At 65.1% G+C, this 18312-nt stretch carries 17 protein-coding genes; 4 read left to right on the top strand and 13 right to left on the bottom strand.

Going from position 1 to position 18312, the window contains the following annotated elements:
• Positions 1-92: 92 nt before the first annotated feature.
• Positions 93-1514 carry a bifunctional D-glycero-beta-D-manno-heptose-7-phosphate kinase/D-glycero-beta-D-manno-heptose 1-phosphate adenylyltransferase HldE gene (hldE, locus tag B3397_RS08290; RefSeq protein WP_296248958.1) on the top strand — a complete coding sequence of 474 codons (1422 nt, stop codon included), beginning with the start codon at positions 93-95 and terminating at the stop codon, positions 1512-1514.
• A 76-nt stretch (positions 1515-1590) separates the two neighbouring features.
• Here hldE and B3397_RS08285 read toward each other — a convergent pair whose 3' ends face one another.
• The 4 genes from B3397_RS08285 to B3397_RS08270 are packed head-to-tail and all read right to left on the bottom strand — an operon-like array spanning position 1591 to position 4956.
• Positions 1591-2556 carry a metal ABC transporter ATPase gene (locus B3397_RS08285; protein WP_296248937.1) on the bottom strand — a complete coding sequence of 322 codons (966 nt, stop codon included), beginning with the start codon at positions 2554-2556 and terminating at the stop codon, positions 1591-1593.
• A gap of 41 nt (positions 2557-2597) precedes the next feature.
• The gene (locus tag B3397_RS08280) at positions 2598-3410 is read right to left on the bottom strand and encodes an aldo/keto reductase (RefSeq protein ID WP_296248936.1); all 813 of its coding nucleotides are present in this window, start codon (positions 3408-3410) and stop codon (positions 2598-2600) included.
• Positions 3407-4582, bottom strand: coding sequence for an NAD(P)/FAD-dependent oxidoreductase (locus B3397_RS08275; protein ID WP_296248934.1), 1176 nt, complete (start codon positions 4580-4582; stop codon positions 3407-3409). The genes B3397_RS08280 and B3397_RS08275 overlap by 4 nt, the downstream gene beginning before the upstream one ends.
• Before the next feature lie 41 nt (positions 4583-4623).
• Positions 4624-4956: a DMT family transporter gene (locus B3397_RS08270; protein WP_296248932.1), complete on the bottom strand. Its 333-nt coding sequence runs from the start codon at positions 4954-4956 to the stop codon at positions 4624-4626.
• 233 nt (positions 4957-5189) lie between these two features.
• On the opposite strand from B3397_RS08270, the gene B3397_RS08265 reads away from it, so the two are divergent.
• The 3 genes from B3397_RS08265 (at position 5190) to B3397_RS08255 (ending at position 7823) form a co-directional block, all read left to right on the top strand.
• Positions 5190-6074: a LysR family transcriptional regulator gene (locus tag B3397_RS08265; protein WP_296248930.1), complete on the top strand. Its 885-nt coding sequence runs from the start codon at positions 5190-5192 to the stop codon at positions 6072-6074.
• A gap of 29 nt (positions 6075-6103) precedes the next feature.
• Complete coding sequence (gene waaA / locus B3397_RS08260) at positions 6104-7384, top strand: lipid IV(A) 3-deoxy-D-manno-octulosonic acid transferase (protein ID WP_296248928.1); 1281 nt, start codon at positions 6104-6106, stop codon at positions 7382-7384.
• Positions 7385-7664: 280 nt separating this feature from the next.
• Positions 7665-7823: a YqaE/Pmp3 family membrane protein gene (locus B3397_RS08255; RefSeq protein ID WP_296248927.1), complete on the top strand. Its 159-nt coding sequence runs from the start codon at positions 7665-7667 to the stop codon at positions 7821-7823.
• A 115-nt stretch (positions 7824-7938) separates the two neighbouring features.
• On the opposite strand, the gene B3397_RS08250 is transcribed toward B3397_RS08255, so the two are convergent.
• The 9 genes from B3397_RS08250 to B3397_RS08210 form a co-directional block, all read right to left on the bottom strand.
• Positions 7939-9771, bottom strand: a complete 1833-nt coding sequence (locus tag B3397_RS08250; RefSeq protein ID WP_296248925.1) for a S9 family peptidase — start codon at positions 9769-9771, stop codon at positions 7939-7941.
• Positions 9737-10897, bottom strand: a complete 1161-nt coding sequence (gene pqqE / locus B3397_RS08245) for a pyrroloquinoline quinone biosynthesis protein PqqE (RefSeq protein ID WP_296248924.1) — start codon at positions 10895-10897, stop codon at positions 9737-9739. The genes B3397_RS08250 and pqqE overlap by 35 nt, the downstream gene beginning before the upstream one ends.
• Positions 10851-11144: a pyrroloquinoline quinone biosynthesis peptide chaperone PqqD gene (gene pqqD / locus B3397_RS08240; RefSeq protein ID WP_296248922.1), complete on the bottom strand. Its 294-nt coding sequence runs from the start codon at positions 11142-11144 to the stop codon at positions 10851-10853. The genes pqqE and pqqD overlap by 47 nt, the downstream gene beginning before the upstream one ends.
• Entirely contained in the window at positions 11141-11893 is a 753-nt protein-coding gene (pqqC, locus tag B3397_RS08235) for a pyrroloquinoline-quinone synthase PqqC (protein ID WP_296248921.1), read from the bottom strand. Before pqqC ends, pqqD begins: the two co-directional genes overlap by 4 nt.
• A 156-nt stretch (positions 11894-12049) precedes the next feature.
• Positions 12050-12961 carry a pyrroloquinoline quinone biosynthesis protein PqqB gene (pqqB, locus tag B3397_RS08230; protein WP_296248919.1) on the bottom strand — a complete coding sequence of 304 codons (912 nt, stop codon included), beginning with the start codon at positions 12959-12961 and terminating at the stop codon, positions 12050-12052.
• Between the two features lie 77 nt (positions 12962-13038).
• Positions 13039-13110: a pyrroloquinoline quinone precursor peptide PqqA gene (gene pqqA / locus B3397_RS08225; protein WP_008365141.1), complete on the bottom strand. Its 72-nt coding sequence runs from the start codon at positions 13108-13110 to the stop codon at positions 13039-13041.
• Between the two features lie 130 nt (positions 13111-13240).
• Positions 13241-15697, bottom strand: coding sequence for a pyrroloquinoline quinone biosynthesis protein PqqF (gene pqqF, locus B3397_RS08220; protein WP_296248918.1), 2457 nt, complete (start codon positions 15695-15697; stop codon positions 13241-13243).
• 263 nt (positions 15698-15960) lie between these two features.
• Positions 15961-17043 (bottom strand): polysaccharide biosynthesis/export family protein, encoded by a 1083-nt coding sequence (locus B3397_RS08215; RefSeq protein WP_296248916.1) that lies wholly within the window; start codon positions 17041-17043, stop codon positions 15961-15963.
• A gap of 48 nt (positions 17044-17091) precedes the next feature.
• Positions 17092-18291 (bottom strand): glycosyltransferase family 4 protein, encoded by a 1200-nt coding sequence (locus B3397_RS08210; RefSeq protein WP_296248915.1) that lies wholly within the window; start codon positions 18289-18291, stop codon positions 17092-17094.
• Positions 18292-18312 lie beyond the last annotated feature (21 nt).

The raw sequence follows: 18312 nt of genomic DNA, 5'->3' as shown, positions 1-18312 counted from the left end.
GGCTCTGCCCGCGATGGCGGCAGGCCTGACACCGCAAAATGTCCCTGCGTGTTAATATCGCCGCCCTGTTCATTCTGTATGCGGGTTGCCCCATGAAGTTATCCATGCCGCGATTCGAATCGGCCCCTGTCCTGGTGGTCGGCGACGTCATGCTCGACCGTTACTGGCATGGCGGTACTTCGCGTATTTCGCCCGAAGCGCCCGTGCCCGTGGTCAAGGTCGAGCAGATCGAGGATCGTCCCGGCGGTGCCGCCAACGTGGCGTTGAACATTGCCGCCCTGGGCGCACCGGCTTCGCTGGTGGGCGTGACCGGTGAAGACGAGGCCGCTGAAAGCCTGGCCAACAGCCTCAAGGCCGCCGGCGTGAAAGCGATCTTCCAGCGCATCGCCCACCAGCCGACCATCGTCAAGCTGCGGGTCATGAGCCGTCATCAGCAACTGCTGCGCATCGATTTCGAAGAACCCTTCGCCACCGACCCGCTGGCGCTGGGCACCGAAGTCGACGCGCTGCTCGAAGGCGTCAAGGTGCTGGTGCTGTCGGACTACGGCAAAGGCGCGCTGAAGAATCACCAGAGCCTGATCCAGGCGGCCCGGGCAAAAAACATCCCGGTGCTGGCCGACCCCAAGGGCAAGGACTTTTCCATCTATCGCGGCGCCAGCCTGATCACCCCCAACCTCAGCGAGTTCGAGGCCATCGTCGGTGGCTGCAGCGATGAAGCGGATCTGGTCGCCAAAGGCGCACAGCTGATGACCGAACTGGAGCTGGGCGCGCTGTTGGTGACCCGTGGCGAGCACGGCATGACCTTGCTGCGGCCGGGCCACCCGGCCCTGCACCTGCCGGCCCGTGCACGTGAAGTGTTCGACGTCACCGGCGCCGGCGATACGGTGATTTCCACCCTGGCGGCGGCCATCGCCGCCGGTGAGGAACTGCCTCACGCCGTTGCCCTGGCCAACCTGGCCGCCGGTATCGTCGTCGGCAAGCTGGGTACGGCCGCCATCAGCGCCCCTGAATTGCGCCGTGCCATTCAGCGTGAAGAAGGTTCGGAACGCGGCGTGCTCAGCCTTGACCAGCTGCTGCTGGCCATCGACGACGCCCGCGCCCACAACGAACGTATCGTCTTCACCAACGGCTGCTTCGACATCCTGCACGCCGGCCACGTGACCTACCTGGAACAGGCGCGCGCTCAGGGCGACCGGCTGATCGTGGCGGTCAACGACGACGCCTCGGTCAGCCGCCTCAAGGGCCCAGGCCGCCCGATCAACAGCGTTGATCGGCGCATGGCGGTATTGGCAGGCTTGGGCGCAGTGGACTGGGTGATCAGCTTTCCCGAAGGGACGCCCGAGAACCTGCTGACCCACGTCCGGCCCGACGTGCTTGTCAAGGGTGGCGATTATTCGGTGGAGCAGGTGGTAGGCGCCGATATTGTGTCCGCCTATGGCGGGACGGTGAAGGTACTGGGGTTGGTGGAGAACAGCTCGACTACGGCGATCGTGGAGAAGATCCGCAGTCGGTGAATAACGGGGGGCAAGGCGTGCTGCCCAGCCCCTCCCTCAGGCAGAGGGGCCTGTAAGGCGGGCGGATGCACGCAGGCTACTTGTGCAAACCGCCACGCACCATCCGCACCAGCACCCGCGCCTTGACCTTGAATTTCTGCAGTCCGGTCCTGGGCTTCTTCGGCACCGCCAGGCCCTTCTCGGCCACCCAGTCCCGCCAGCGCACCCGCTCCTCGCGCACCAGCCAGCCCTCTTGCGGCGCGAAGCTCTCGGCCAGAAATATCCCCCGGGTACTGGCTGGGTGCAGCTTGTCCTTTTTCAGGGTGTACAGCTCGGCGCAGGGCTGGCCATCGTTCAGCGGAATCAGATACAGGTCAGGCTTGCTGCGACTCAGGCGCGCTACCAACTGGCCTTTTGCCAGCCGCTCATCCACATGGAACAGGCTCAAGCCTTTGGCCTGCGCCGGCACTTCCAGGCGCAGGTCGTAGATCAGCTGCAGTGAGGCGGTGGGCAGATGCACGTACGCCCGTGGTCGCTCGATCAGGTTCAGGCTGCCGCAACGCACCGGGCGGGCCGCGCCGGAGCGAGTGGTCAGGCGAAAGGGCAGGGCCTCACGGTAATGCAGGGCGCTGGCGTAGGGTGCCGGCAGCCAGGTGTCGTTGAAGCGTCCGCCCAGCCAGCCTTCGGGGGTCTCCAGCAGGCATTCCTCGGCCACTTCCTGGATGGCAGTGTGCAAGGGCAGGTTGACCTCGTGGGCCGGCACGTAACCGGAGATCAGCTTGAGCACCACGTCGCCGCGATCCTCGCGGCGCTGGCGCACCAGCACCCAGTAGTCGCGGCCTTGCCAGTTGAGCGTCAGGCGAACCGAAACGCCGAGGTTGGCCAGCTCCACGGAGAAGCGCTCGCTGTCGGGCACCTCGATCTGGCGGCGACGCTCCAGGGTCTGGACGAAATTCAGGGGCATGCCCACGCTCTCGTAGCTCAAGGCTTCGGGCGTGGCTTCGACGAACAGCGGCAGGGTTTTGAAGTTGCTGGGGTTTTTTGTTGTCAACGTACGCGGCATTTCGGCTCCTTCTTGCGTCGGGGTCGGCCGCGTCCGCGGCGTCAGTTCCTGAGTATCACGGCGGCGGCTGTCGCTACGTTGTGGGACAGGTGCAGCGGGTTTATCGTTCCGACAATAGCACTGGCCACACCGGGGTGGTCAAACAGCAATTGGAAGCTGGCGCGCACCGGATCGACCCCCGGGGCCAGGCAGGCGTGGCCGCTGGCCAGGGCCTTTTTCACCAGCACGCCTTTGCCGTGCTGTGCGGCGTAGTCCAGCACCTCACGCTCGGCCTGCTCGTTGAGGTTGTAGGTAACCATGGCGCAGTCCCCGGTTTGCAGCGCCTTGAGGCCGCCGGCCACAGTTTTGCCGGAAAAACCAAAGCCGCGAATCTTGCCCTCGGCCTTGAGTTCGGCGAGGGTCTGGTAGACGTCGGTGTGCTCGAGAATGTGCAGGTCGTTGCCGTCAGAATGCACCAGCACCAGGTCGATGAAGTCTGTTTCCAGGCGTTTCAAGCTGCGTTCCACAGAGAAGCGGGTGTGCGCGGCACTGAAGTCGAAGCGCGATTGCCCGGCCTCGAATTCTTCACCCACCTTGCTCACGATCACCCAGTCCTGGCGTTGACCCCGCAGCAGGGGCCCGAGGCGTTCTTCACTGGTGCCATAGGCCGGCGCGGTATCGATCAGATTGATACCCAGCTGACGGGCCTGATTCAGCAGCATCCGCGCGATCTGATCGTCGGGAATGGTAAAGCCGCTGGGGTATTTCACGCCCTGGTCGCGGCCCAGTTTCACCGTGCCCAGCCCCAGCGGGGAAACCATCAGGCCGGTACTGCCCAAGGGGCGATGCAGGTCGTGCAGGGTTGGCAGGGTCATGGCAGCAGTTGGTCCCATACAGGTGTGGCCAGCGCTGGCCGTGGCAGTTCAGGCAGGGTGTCGGTCGCGCGGGGTTGGATGCCGTCGCGTTCCAGGGTGGCGATCACCCGGTCGGCAAAATCCGGCGCCAGTGCCAGCTTGGTCGGCCAGCCCACCAGCAGGCCAGGCTGGTCGGCGAGGAAGGCGTTGTCCGGACGTACCAGGCCAGACTGCGCGGGCTCGGCGCGGTTGACCCGCAAGGTGGCCCAGCGGATCTGGCGCTGGTCGACCCAGGGCAGCAGGTGGCCGATTTCCTTCTGCGCGGCGGCAATCTGCGCCGCCGGTTCGCGGGCCACGCCATCGGCCTCGGCAATGTCACCGCCCAGGTACCACACCCACTGGCCGTCGGCGGCCGGGTGGGTGGTCACGGTGATGCGCGGCTTCGGCCCGCCCCCCAGGCAATGGGCGTACAGGGGTTTGAGGTTCGGGCCCTTGGCAATGACCATGTGCAGCGCGCGGCGCTGCATGGCCGGCTGTTCGATACCCAGGTCGCGCAGCAGGTGCTCGGTACCTTCACCGGCACTGAGCACCACGCGCTGGGCGCGAATGCTCAGGCCGTCGACGATCAGGCCGGCCAGTTCGCCATGCTCGCGCAGCGGTTCGATGCGTTGCCCGGCCAACAGGCCGTCGCCGCCCAGTTCGGCCAGTCGCTTGACCAGGCTTGGGGTGTCGACCACCAGTTCGGCCAGGCGATAGACCTTGCCCTTGAACCCGCGGTCCTGCAGCGCCGGGGGCAGTTGTTCGCCCTTGACCTGATCGACCCGCCCGCGCACGGCCTTGCTGGCGAAGAAACTGGTGAGATTGCCGGCCAGGGTGCCGGGCGACCACAGGTAGTGCGCCTCGGACAGCAGGCGCACCCCGGACAGGTCCAGCTCGCCGCTGCCGGCCAGCGCTTCACGCCAGCGTCGCGGCATGTCGGCGATGGCTTCGGAGGCGCCGGTCAGGGCGCCGTGCAGGGCGTATTTGGCACCGCCGTGAATGATCCCCTGGGACTTCAAGGTCTGGCCGCCGCCCAGGGTGGCGTTTTCCACCAGCACCGTCGAATACCCCAGGCGCCGCAGCCGGGCGTTGAGCCACAGCCCGGCGACACCGGCGCCGACGATGACGATATCAGTGGATATTTCAGACGGCATTTGCAGACCTCACGGCAAAGACAGGTGCGCAGTATACAGCCTCAGTGCCCCGCGGTTTTCGAGAACAGCTGGATCACCACCACGCCCAGCACGATCAACGCCATGCCAAGCATGGCCGGCAGGTCGAGCTTCTGGCCATAGATGAACAGCGCGGCGATGCTGACCATGACGATGCCCATCCCGGCCCACACCGCATAGGCGATCCCCACCGGTACCGTGCGCACCACCAGAGTCAGCATCCAGAAGGCAATGGCGTAGCCGACCACTACCAGCAACAGCGGCAATGGGGTGCTCAGCCCTTTGACCGCCTTCATGGAGACGGTAGCAATGACCTCGGCGCAAATGGCAATGGCGAGAAAAGCGTAGGCATTCATGATCAGGCTCCTGTTCGATGGCAGTCATTCTAGGGGAAACAGAAATGGGGTAAAGTCATTACCTATCTTCAAACCAGATAGGTTGGAGGCGCTCATGCGGGCCCCATCGCGGGCAGAGCCCGCTCCCACAGGGGACCGAGCCAGACCCAGGTGCTTGCGCCACCACAAATCCCCCTCTGTAGGAGCGGCGTCAAGCCGCGAAGAGGCCCGCCAGCACACCCGAGAACCCCCTGATGCACTGGAACCTTGAACACATCCGCCTGTTCGTCAAAGTCGCCGAACAGCGCTCCTTCTCCGCCGTCGCCCGCGACCTGCACCGGGCTCAGTCGGCAGTCAGCAACGCCATTGCCCTGTTGGAAACCGACCTGGGCGTGGTCTTGTTCGAACGCAGCAGCGGACGTCAGCCCCGCCTGACCGAAGGCGGCGCAGCGCTGCTCGAAGAGGCCCGCGAACTGCTCCGTCACTGCGAGCGCCTGGACGGCCGCGCCCAGGCCCTGCAACGCGGCCAGGAAGCGCGCCTGCGGGTCGCCCATGACGAAGCCATGCCCTACCAACCCGTGCTCGACAGCCTGGAAACCCTGGCCAGCGCCTACCCGAACCTGGAAGTACAACTGGCCAGCGGTGCCCAAGGCGATGTCGCGCGCAAGCTGGTGCAGCGCCAGGCCGACCTGGGCCTGCTGTTCCACCACGAGCACATGCCGGCCGAACTCGAGCGCCAGGCCCTGGGCAGCGTCGAGATGGTCACGGTGTGTGCCGTCAATCATCCCCTGGCCCGTCTCCTCGACGTCAGCCGCCAACAGTTGGCCCGCCACCGGCAGCTGTCGATTGCCCTGCAGAGCAGCAGCTACCCCGGCGGCGAACCGATCAGCCCGCTGATCTGGCGCGCCGACAGCTTCTACGTCATGGCCGAACTGCTGATGCGCGGTCTGGGCTGGGCCTGGTTGCCGCGCCACGTGGTGCAGTACCCGGCGTACCACGCTCAGATGGTGGAACTGCGCAGCGAGTGGGTGCCGCCGGCGTTGATGGTCGAACTGGTCTGGCGTCGCGACGAGCCGCCAGGTCCGGCAGGCCGCTCGCTGGCGCAAAGCTTCGCCCGCCACCTGCGGGCCATTGGTTAAGCCGTTTGACCTGAGTACACTTCGCCTCCATGAACAGAACCCTCTATACCTTGCTGTTTCACCTGGGGCTGCCGTGGCTGGCGGTGCGTCTGTGGCTGCGATCGCGCAAGGCTCCGGCCTACGCCAGGCGCATTGGCGAACGTTTCGCCCTGGGCCTGGCGCCGATGTCCAGGGGTGGCATCTGGGTGCATGCGGTATCGGTGGGCGAAAGCATCGCCGCCGCGCCGATGATTCGCCAGTTGCTGGCCGAACACCCCGGTCTGCCGATCACCGTGACCTGCATGACCCCAACGGGTTCGGAGCGTATCCAGGCGCTGTTTGCCAACGAGCCGCGCATACAGCATTGCTATCTGCCCTACGATCTGCCCTGGGCGGCCGGACGCTTTCTGGACCATGTGCAACCGCGACTGGCGGTGATCATGGAAACCGAACTGTGGCCCAATCATATTCACCAGTGCGTGCGGCGTAACATCCCGGTGGCGCTGGCCAATGGACGTTTGTCGCAGCGCTCGGCACGCGGTTATGCCCGTTTCGCCAGGCTCACCGCGCCGATGCTGGCCGAGATGAGCCTGCTGGCGGTGCAGACCGAGGCGGAGGCGCAGCGCTTCCGTGATCTGGGCGCGCGGCCGGAGTGCGTGCAGGTCACCGGCTCGATCAAGTTCGACCTGAGCATCGACCCGGCCTTGCCGGTAAGCGCGCAACAGCTGCGCGAGCAATGGCAGGCGGATGGCCGCCCTGTGTGGATCGCCGCCAGTACCCATGAAGGCGAGGACGCCGTGGTACTGGCGGCCCATCGGCAGTTACTGGACAGTCACGCCGATGCCTTGCTGATTCTGGTGCCCCGGCATCAGGAGCGTTTCGATGCGGTGCATGGGCTGTGCGTGGAGCGGGGGTTCGACACCGTACGGCGTTCTTCGGGGCTGGCGGTGAACCCCGCTACTCAAGTGCTGCTGGGCGACACCATGGGCGAGTTGCTGTTCATGTATGCCTTGGCAGACATCGCGTTCGTGGGGGGGAGTCTGGTGAGCAACGGCGGGCATAACCTGCTGGAACCGGCGGCCTTGGCGAAGCCGGTGATCAGTGGGCCGCATCTGTTCAATTTCCTCGAAATCGCGGCGATGTTGCGCCAGGCGGGGGCTTTGAAGGAAGTGGACGAGGCGCAGGGATTGGCGATGGCGGTGCGCGAACTGATCGAGTTGCCGGTGGCGGCGAAGCGCATGGGGGAGGCGGGGTTGGCAGTGATGCGCGCCAATCAGGGGGCGTTGGGGCGGTTGTTGGTAGCGCTCGGTGGGTTGTTGGGCCGGGCGTAAGATCGGCGGTGAATGGTCCCCTCACCCCAGCCCTCTCCCTGAGGGAGAGGGAGCCGATCACCGCCAGCCGACCCACCGCGATCTGCTTTTAGCCCCCTCTCCCTGAGGGAGAGGGAGCCGATCACCGCCAGCCGACCCACCGCGATCCGCTTTTAGCTCCCTCTCCCTCAGGGAGAGGGCTGGGGTGAGGGGACCATTCACCGCCGATCCCTCCCGGCGTCCCACGGAACGCCTACCCGCCCTGGAGGTCTGTACACCATCAACCTCAAGGAGCTTCACCATGGACCTGATTCGCATCATTTTCGCCATTCTTCTGCCGCCGGTCGGTGTCTTCCTGCAGGTCGGCTTCGGTGGGGCGTTCTGGCTGAACATTCTGCTGACGCTGTGCGGTTACATTCCCGGCATCGTGCATGCGGTGTACATCATCGCCAAACGTTGATCGGGTAAAGTCCATCGCGGGCAGAGCCCACGTCAGGGCCCCAGCCGACCTCCCACAGTCGACGTGCATCGCCTCTGTGGGAGCGGGTTCTACCCGCGATAGGGCCCTCACCGACTCACACCAGATCCACCAATCCCCGGTCCTCTTCCTCACTCATCACCCGCAGATAAAACCGCCACTCATGCTCCAGCGCGTGAGCCAGGTTGGCCGCCAGACGAAAGCCGTGACGTTCGCTCGCATAGTAATGCGCCTCGGCCTGCACACCATTGGCCTCCAGCGCCGACACCATGTCGCGCGTCTGCTGCGGCACCACCACCGCATCCAGTTCGCCCTGGAAGAAAATCACCGGCACCTGGATCTGTCGCGCATGCAGCAGCGGTGTGCGGTCGGCATAGCGCTGCCGATCCTGCTGCGGATCGCCAATCAGCCAGTCCAGGTAATCGGCCTCGAACTTGTGTGTCGCTCGCGCCAAGGCCACCGGGTCGCTCACGCCGTACAGGCTGGCACCGGCACGGAAGACGTTGTGGAACGCCAGCGCACACAGGGTCGTGTAGCCGCCGGCACTGCCCCCGCGAATGAACGCACGGCGCGGGTCGATGCGTGCGTCGGCCGCCAGATGAGCCACCACCGCGCAGGCGTCCGCCACATCCACTTCGCCCCAGCGCAAGTGCAGCGCCTGGCGATAGTCGCGGCCATAGCTACTGCTGCCACGGTAGTTCAGATCGGCAACCGCGAAGCCCCGTTGCGTCCAGTACTGGATGCGCGGATCGAACACCGGATAGCAGGCCGAGGTGGGCCCGCCATGCACGAACACCACCAGCGGCGGTTGACGTTCGGTGCCCTTGGCGGGATAGAAAAAGCCATGGGCCTGACCGTCACCACTGGGGTAGGCCAGCGGCTGGGGCAGGCTGATCTCATCGGCGGGCAGTGGTGAATAACCCCCGGCCAGGGTTGTGACGTGCCCACTGTCGCGGTCGATCGCCACCACCGCCGACGGCAGGCACGGCGATGCGGCGATGGCGTACAGCCGGTCGGCGTCCATCGCCAGCGCCCGAAAACGGCTGAACTCGCCCGTGTAATCGCGGCATTCACCTTGGCCGTCACACACGCCCAGGCGGTTGAAGCCATCCTCGAACCAGCAGCCCAGATACGCCTGCTCGCCCAACGGCAGCCAGGTGCAGGCGCCCAGTTGCCAGGGCGCGCCAGCGTGATCCGCCGGGGCGGCCGGCAACGGCGCCCAGCGGTCACCGAGCTCGCCCCACGGCTGCCAGAAGCCATTGGCGTCGGACAGGCAATACAGCCGGCCCTGCTCGTCGAACCGCGGTTGTTGCAAACTGATGCCCGAGGCGACGCAGTCGGGCAGGGCGCCCATCTGGCTGCACATCAAACGGGTTTCGGTCCACGGCTGATGGGGACGGTCCCACTCGATCCAGGCCAGGCGCGTGCCATCCGGGCTGAGCACTGGCGAGGCGTAGAAGTCGGCGCCCTCGGCCAGCACTCGACGGCGCTCGCTGGCCATGTCGATGGCGACGATGCGGTGAGTGTTGGCATCCTGCTCGACCGCCAGCACCTGACCGGCCGCGTACTCCAGGCCGCCGTAACGCAGGTGGCCGTGGGTCAGCGGCTGCGGCACCCCACCGTTCACCGCCTGGCGATACAACTGCTGGCAGTGCTCGTTGACGAACACCAGCTCGTCGTTGGCCAGGCAGAACGAACCGCCGCCGTACTCATACACTCGGCTACGGGCGCTGAAGCCCTCCGGGGTCAGGCATGTCGGTCCCTCGGGCAACAGGTGCCACAGTCGGCAGGCCGCATCCTGAGGGCGGAATTCGTTCCAGAACACCCCGGCAGGCCCGACCCGCAACTCGGCGAAGTCGGTCCCGGCGGCCACTGCCTGGGCCGCGGTGAAGGTGTCAGGCTTTGGCGATAAGGCGTGAGTTTCGATCATTGCGAAAGGCCAACTGTTCAATGGTGAGCGTGGCATGCTCGGCTTCTTCCCGAGCCTGCAGGATGACCCCGTGGTGAGGTGACTTGCTGCACACCGGGTCGGCATTGGCGGCATCGCCGGTCAGCATGAACGCCTGACAGCGGCAGCCGCCGAAGTCCTTTTCCTTCTCGTCGCAGGAGCGACAAGGTTCGGGCATCCAGGCATAGCCACGGAAGCGGTTGAAGCCGAACGAGTCATACCAGATATGCTGCAGGCTGTGTTCGCGAACGTTGGGAAACGCTACCGGCAACTGCCGCGCGCCGTGGCAGGGCAGGGCGGTGCCGTCGGGGGTGACGGTGAGGAAAATGCTGCCCCAGCCGTTCATGCAGCCTTTGGGCCGCTCTTCGTAATAGTCCGGGGTGACGAAGATCAGCTTGCAGGCACTGCCTGCCGCCTCCAGCTTGGCCCGGTATTCGTTGGTGATGCGCTCGGCGCGTACCAGTTGCTCACGGGTGGGTAGCAAGCCGGCGCGGTTGAGCTCGGCCCAGCCGTAGAACTGGCAGGTGGCGAGCTCGACGAAATCCGCTTCCAGAGCGATGCACAACTCGATGATGCGGTCGATCTTGTCGATGTTGTGCCGGTGGGTCACGAAGTTGAGCACCATCGGGTAGCCGTGGGCCTTGACCGCGCGGGCCATCTCCAGCTTCTGGGCAAAGGCCTTCTTCGAGCCTGCCAGCAGGTTGTTGACCTGTTCGTCACTGGCTTGAAAGCTGATCTGAATATGGTCCAGCCCGGCGCTTTTGAAGTCGGCGATCTTCTGTTCGGTCAGGCCGATGCCCGAAGTGATCAGGTTGGTATAGAACCCCAGGCGCCGCGCCTCACCGATCAGTTGCGCGAGGTCCTGGCGCACCAAGGGTTCACCGCCGGAAAAGCCGATCTGGGCAGCGCCCATCTCGCGCGCCTCGCCCATGACCTTGAACCACTGTTCGGTGGTCAGCTCCTTGCCCTGGGCGGCGAAGTCCAGGGGGTTGGAGCAGTAGGGGCACTGCAGGGGGCAGCGGTAGGTCAGTTCCGCCAGCAACCACAGCGGCAGCCCGACCTCAGGCGTCGGTGGCAGGCTGGGCAAGTTCGATCCAGTGCTGTGCACGGGCGACCTCCATGAATTGCTCGATATCCGCGGCCAGCTCGGGCACGCCGGGGAACTGCTCGTCGAGCTTGGCGATGATGGCGGCCACGTTGCGCTGACCGTCGATCAGCCCGCCGATGGCGCTGGCACTTTCGTTGAGTTTGATCATGCCTTCGGGGTATAGCAGGACATGGCCTTTCTGCGCCGGCTCGTATTGGAAGCGGTAGCCTTGGCGCCATGTGGGCGTGAGTGTACGGTCGAAGCTCATAGGGCAACCCCCTTATGCCAGACACGCTGGTCGGTAACGCTGTGATAGGGCGGGCGGTTCAGCGCGTAGGCCATGGTCATGGCATCGAGCATGCTCCACAGGATATCGAGCTTGAACTGCAGGATCTCCAGCATACGCTGCTGGCCGTCGGCGGTGGTGTAGTGCTGCAAGGTGATCGCCAGCCCGTGTTCCACGTCGCGGCGGGCCTGGCCCAGACGGGTGCGGAAGTACTCGTAGCCGGCCGGGTCGATCCAGGGGTAATGCTGCGGCCAGCTGTCCAGGCGTGATTGGTGGATCTGCGGGGCGAACAGTTCGGTCAGCGAGCTGCTGGCCGCTTCCTGCCAGTTGGCGCGGCGGGCGAAGTTGACGTAGGCGTCGACGGCAAAGCGCACGCCGGGCAGTACCAGTTCCTGGGAGCGCAGTTGATCGGGGTCCAGCCCTACGGCCTGGCCCAGGCGCAGCCAGGCTTCAATGCCACCGTCTTCGCCGGGGGCGCCGTCGTGGTCGAGCAGGCGCTGGATCCATTCACGGCGAATTTCCCGGTCCGGGCAGTTGGCCAGGATGGCGGCGTCCTTGAGCGGGATGTTCACCTGGTAGTAGAAGCGGTTGGCGACCCAGCCCTGGATCTGCTCACGGGTGGCACGGCCCTCGTACATCGCCACGTGGTAGGGATGGTAGATGTGATAGTACGCACCCTTGGCGCGCAGGGCCTGCTCGAATTCAGCCGGGGTCATGGGGGTATCGGGCATTGCAGGGTCTCCGGTGATTGTGTGTTGGCAGTGCGGGCCTCATCGCGGGTAGAACCCGCTCCCACAGGGAGGGGGGATCAGCCTGGGCTTGAAGATGTACCGCAGATCCCCTGTGGGAGCGGGTTCTACCCGCGATAGGCCCTCACTGACACCCCACTACAACTCGATACTCATCCCGTCGAACGCCACTTCCACATTGCGGCGGGCCAATTCGGCGCGCTGGGGCGAGTCTTCGTCGAGGATCGGGTTGGTGTTGTTGATATGGATCAGCACCTTGCGCTGGCGCGGCAAGCGCTCCAGCACCTCAAGCATGCCCCCCGGCCCGTTCTGCGCCAGGTGGCCCATCTCCCGGCCGGTGCGCGTGCCCACGCCGCGGCGCTGCATTTCGTCGTCATCCCACAGGGTACCGTCCACCAATAGACAATCGGCTGCGGCCATGCGTTCGAGCAGGGCGTCGTCGACCTTGCCCAGGCCCGGGGCGTAGAACAGCGTGCCACCGGTACGCAGGTCTTCCACGATCAAGCCAATGTTGTCGCCCGGATGAGGGTCGAACCGATGAGGCGAATAAGGCGGTGCGGCGCTGCGCAGGGGCAGCGGGGTAAAGCGCAGATTCGGGCAGGCGGGCACCACGAAGCTGCCTTCCAGTTCGATGCGCTGGCGATCCAGACCGCCATTCCAGTGGGTCAGCATGTTGAACAGAGGGAAGCCCGTGGTCAGGTCTTGATAGACCATGTCGGTGCACCACACCTGATGCGGGCAGCCCTCGCGCAGGCTCAGCAATCCGGTGGTGTGGTCGATCTGGCTGTCCAGCAGCACGATGGCGCCGATCCCGGTATCGCGCAGCGCTCGGCCGGGTTGCATGGGGGCAAAGCTTTGCAATTGCGCGCGGATGTCCGGAGACGCGTTGCACAGCACCCAATTGACGCCGTCATCGGACAGCGCGATGGACGATTGGGTACGCGCCTGGGCGCGCAGGCTGCCGTCGCGCAGGCCGCGGCAGTTGGCGCAGTTGCAGTTCCATTGGGGAAAGCCGCCGCCGGCAGCGGAACCGAGAATCTGGATATGCATGAAGAACCTGTGAGATGGCCTGGAAATAAAAACGCCCCGGACATTGGATGACCGGGGCGTTGCACTGCCGCAAGCAATCAGCGGCTAGCGAAGTACATGGTCACTTCGAAGCCGATACGCAGGTCAGTGTAAGCAGGTTTGGTCCACATGGGAGTACTCCTTTCGGGTTGATGGATCTGTACTTTTAGGCCATGGCGAACGACAGACGTTCACAGGTCGTTAGGTCGCTATGTTACTAAATAAGAACGTACCGAATGGTTAATAATTCAATAAAGAGCGTTACCTGTTCGGTAACGATCGTTTCACCGGTCCCCATGCCGGGCCTGGCGCGTCGCCATTGGCCAGGCACAGCCAGCCACCATCGGCTTCGATCAACTGCTGGGCGGCGCGCTGCACGTCAGCGGGCTGCAGGTCCAGCAGGGCTTGATGCAGGCTGGCCAGATAGTCGGCCGGGCGACCGGCCAGCAGCGCCTGCCAGGCCAGGTCCGCCAACGCCGGCAGCTCCATCTCGCCGACGACGTAGCGGCTGGCAAGGGCGCTGCGCTGGCTCTCGAAGGTCGCCGGGCGAACCCCGTTGAGCAGCGTCGGCAGCCGATCGATGAAGGACTCGACATGCTCCAGGATGTCCGGCAACGACGCTTGCGGTGACTGCACGCCAAATACCAGGCCGGTACGTCCGGCCACCTGGCGCAGGCCGCTGAAGACCGCGTAGCCCAACTGTAGCTCCACCCGCAGGCGTTGATAGAACGGCGCCTGGCACAAGTGGGCCAGCAGCCGCCAGGCGGCTTCGTCGGCAATGCTCTGGCTGGGTGTCGGGCAAAACAGCAGCAGGGCGTTTTCACTGGTGCCGTGGCAGGCGACCGAACTCCAGCTACGGCCCGGCTGTGGCGCGGCCGGTTGGCTCAATTGGGCATTGGGGCTGCCGGGCATCTTGCGCAGCGCGGCGTTGAGCGCATTGCTTTCGCCTTCGGCCAGGCCCACGGCCAGGCCATCCCATTGCGCGCCGTTCCACAGTTTCTGCAAGGCCAGCGGACGCAGGTCTTCGTCCGACGTGCGGCTGCTGAAATAGCCCAGGCTGTGCTCGGGCAAGCGCTTGAGCAGCTCGCGAATCGGCGTCAGCGGTGTGCTGGCCGGTTCCTGGCCACTGAGGTGCCAAACCTCGGGCGCGGGCACGGCGAGCTGTTCCAGGGCATGTTCGAGCAGCGCAGGCATGGGCGCCTGGACGCCACTGAGCCGAAGCTGCCAGTCATCACCCAGGCTGATGAAGCTCAGGGTCACGCCGGCCTGGCCGGCCTCGTCGGTGAGTTTGCGCAGGCTGTCTTCCAGAATCCGGAACAGCCCCAGGTGACGCGAGGCGTTCAGTCGCCAGCGCAGGTACACCGCCGCCTCGGAGCTGTTGGGCGAGGTGCCGTGTACAAACGTCATGGACGGCGGTGCGCTGACCGTATGGTCGGGGCGTCGGCTGGGGCGCAGAAAGCGATTGCGCGGTGGCATCCGCCATTTGCTCCCCAGGTCGGCGGTGGCGGGCCGCGCCGGGCCGTGCAGCACGTGCTCCGGGCGCAGCCGTTCGAGGATGTCACGAAGCGCCTGCACAGCGTGTGCGCTGAGTTCGCAGGGCGCCCCGTCGCTGTGATGGCGGGCCAGGTCCAGCGCCGAACCCACTTGCAGGCGGCGGGCGTTGAGCAAGGCGTATTCATCGCGCAGGCTTTGCCAGTCGTCGTGGGCCTGGAAGTATTCCAGCCAGTCGAAGCACAGTTGGCTGATCAGGTCGGTTGACGTCTCACCGCTGGGTGTCAGCTTGAATTCGATATCGATCAAGGCCTGTTCGGCGAAGCTGTATACCCGGTTGAGTTTCACGCTGTGCACCAAACCGCGTCGGCGCAGCTCGGCCAGCAGGCCGCCGCTCTGACTGGCGCCCAGCCACAGCCCGAGGAAGTCCAGGGCCTGGTCGGCACCGCGCAGCAGGTTTTCGCAGGCAAAGGCCAGGTTGAACCGGCTGGTGTCCGGCCGCTCCACCGTGTCCCCGCTGACGCCGCACAGCGGCGGTGGCGGCGCCTGCTCGGCGGTATCGCCCTGGCGCAGGGCGGCGTCTGCCTTGACGGCGATGGCACGCAGTTGCTCCAGCGGCTGCGGCCCGACCAGGCTCAAGGTCATCTGCCCGGTCTGGTAGAAGCGCCGATAAAAGGTGCGCAGGTCCTGCTGGAATGAGTCCCGCGGTACCGGCAGGCTGTAGCGATTGCCCGCATGGAAGGCCCGCAGTGGGTGCTCGGTGTCCAGCGCGCTGGTCAACCACAACAGCTGCCGCGCCTCCGGGTCGCGGGACCAGGCGACGAACTCGGCATGCAGCACCTCGCGCTCGCGCAACTGCTCGGCCTGCGTCATGCGCGGGTGCGCAAGCATGTCGCACAGGCGCTCCACCGCGCCGGGAAAAGCCTGGATGGGCAGTTCGAAGAAGTAGTCGGTACAGCGCTCGCGGGTGCTGGCGTTGATCTGGCCGCCGTGGTTCTGGACGAAGGTCATCAAGGCTTGATCGCCGTTGTAGCGGTCGGTGCCGAGGAAGAACAGGTGTTCCAGAAAGTGCGCCAGACCCGGCCAGGCGGCGGGAACGTCGTGGCTGCCGGCGGCCACGCGCATGAACGCGGCGGCGTGTTTGAGCCGGGGTTCGTGGTGCAGCCGCACGTGCAGGCCGTTTTCCAGAACCAGGTCTGCCGATGCGGGGGTGGACGGTGGGTGCATGACAATTCCCTTTGAGCGGGTGAGGCTGTTGGGGAGTATCGTAGCGGATTTGCCCCGTGGCAGGGTATGCACAATCCGTAGCAGCGGCGTAAGCAGCGTCCAGGCGTTATGCAATTGACCTGAATGACGGCGGCGCCAGGGGGATCTGGCGCGGACGGGGGTTGATGGAGGTGGCGGGGGTGACGGAGGTTGATGGAGTTGGCGCAGGGGACGGAGGGGGCGCAGGGACGCGGCTTACGCCGCTGCTACATGGGTTTGCTCCGTTATTTGCCCAGGGCATCTCCGGTTGCCACCACCGATGCGGATGGCAGCAGTTGACTGATGAACCGATTCCATCGGGTGATATCCGACGGCCCTACGAACACCACGTCCGCCGCTTGCAGATCGAACTGCCGCGCCAGCAGAAAAGCCGTCGGCTTCTTCGCGTTCAGGTAAAACACCGTGGCCGGCTGGCGCGCCCGGTCCTGGGCGCCGCGGATCACGTAGATCGCCTCGGCGTTGGCGGTTTCCTGTGACACCCCACCGGCATTGCCCAAGGCCTCCATCAGGTTGAAGGTGCTGGTACCATAGTTCATCACCTGGGGCGCATTCACCTCGCCCAATACATACACTTTGTTCGCCCGATTGTTGCCCAGATGCAACTGGTCGCCATCCTTGAGGTAGATGCCGTTGAGCCGGGAGTCCTTGCGGTTCAGGGTGTCGATATCCAGCAGGTACTCACGGCCATCGCGCTTGAGGATCAGGCCCGCCAGGTTGGCGCTGCCATCGTCCCCCCCGGCGCGGCTGACCGCTTCGATCAGCGACAGCGGCACGTTGTTCAACGTCTGCGGTCCGGCGCTCTTGAACGCACCCGACATCACCACCCGCTGGCTGGCATAGTTCTGCACGTTGACGTCCACCTGGGTGTCGGTGAGGTAGCGCGACAGGGCTTTCTGCAGGTCGGCGCGCAGTTCGCTGACGGTTTTGCCGGCGGCCTGGATCGAGTTGATGAACGGGTAGTACACCGTGCCGTCGTTGCGCACGATCTGCGTGCCTTGGGCGCGGGGTTCCTGGTTGGTGGGCGAGTTGAGCTCCACGTGGTCCCACACGGTGATGTTGAGGCCGTCGCCGGCGCCGATGCGATAGTCGCCCGGCTTGTAGGCATACAGTTCAGCAGGCACCGCCTCCGGGCGGTAGAGGTTCTGTTGCTGGCTGACCGTGTGAACGTTGATGGGGACCACGTTGACCGGCCCGGTTTCGCCGACGTCGTCGGCGGCGTCCTCGGGAGTCATATGTTGGCCGGGGGAGAACACGCACCCCTGCAGCAGCACTGCGAACAACGCGACTACGAATACAGTTCGTTTCATGGAAATCTTCCTTGGAGAATCGGACTTCTCGCGGGTGTTGGGGAGGGTTCAGATCTTCTGCACAGTGGCCAGCAGCAGCCCTTGCTCGGCCAGGCCCAGTACCCCGGCAGGCTCGAAGGCTTCGCCCAGACGCGCGTCGTTCCAGCGCGTCTCGACGAACTGGCGCAGTTCCTTCTCGAAACGCTTCTCGGCGAACTGCAGGGCATTCTCGCGACAGGCCCGTGGATTGAATGCCTCTGGCTGGCTCTCGAAGGTTTCGATGGCCGCCACCAGTGCCGCCACGGTCTGCTGATAGTAGAACACCCCCGTGGGGCTGGGATCGTCCAGGCCGTGTACGGTTTCCAGGGTGCCGCCACGACCGAAGGCGATCACCGGGGTGCCGCAGGCCTGCGCCTCCACCGGGCTGATGCCGAAATCCTCTTCGGCGGCGAACACGAAGCCCCGGGCGTTCTGCATGTGCTCACGCAGCACCTCGAAGGACTGGTAGCCGAGCAGGGTCACGTTGGGGCCGCACAGCGCCTTGCACTTCTCCATCTCCGGGCCGTCGCCGATCACGATCAGGCGCTTGTCGGGCATGGCGCTGAAGGCTTCGACGATCATCGGCACCTTCTTGTACGGCACCATGCGCTGCGCGGTGACGTAGTAATCCTGTTTCTCGATCTGCAGGTTGAAACCCTGGGTGTCCACCGGTGGATAGATCACCGTGGACGACCGCCGATAGGCCTTGTCGATGCGTCGGCCGATGAAGTGCGAGTTGGCCACGAACTCATCCACACCCGCCGCGGTGCGCTGATCCCACATGCGCATGTAGTGCAGGATCATGCGCGCCACGCGGCCCTTGAGCCCGTTCTGTAGGTTGGCTTCGCGCAGGTACTGATGCTGCAGGTCCCAGGCATAGCGGATCGGCGAATGCACGTAGCTGATGTGCAGCTGATTGGGACCGCTGAGCACCCCTTTGGCCACGGCGTGGCTACTGGACAGGATCAGGTCGTAACCGGACAGGTCCAGTTGCTCGATGGCCATCGGCATCAGTGGCAGATATTTCTGGTAGCGCGTGCGTGCCCAGGGCAATCGCTGGACGAACGTGGTGGTGGCACGCTTGCCGCCCAGGCGCGCGCGGTCTTCGTCACTGAGAAAGTCGATCACCGAAAACAGATCGGCCTGGGGCCAGATCTTCAGCATCGAAGCCAGAACTTTCTCGGCACCGGCATAGGTGACGAGCCAATCATGGACGATCGCTATTTTCATGGGACACCTGCAGTTCGGGGA

Origin of the sequence: Pseudomonas sp. UBA4194, from assembly GCF_002379585.1 — a bacterium.
Taxonomy (GTDB): Bacteria; Pseudomonadota; Gammaproteobacteria; order Pseudomonadales; family Pseudomonadaceae; genus Aquipseudomonas.
The sequence above is the reverse complement of the archived record's forward strand: the minus strand, read 5'-3'. Positions and strand labels throughout refer to the sequence as shown.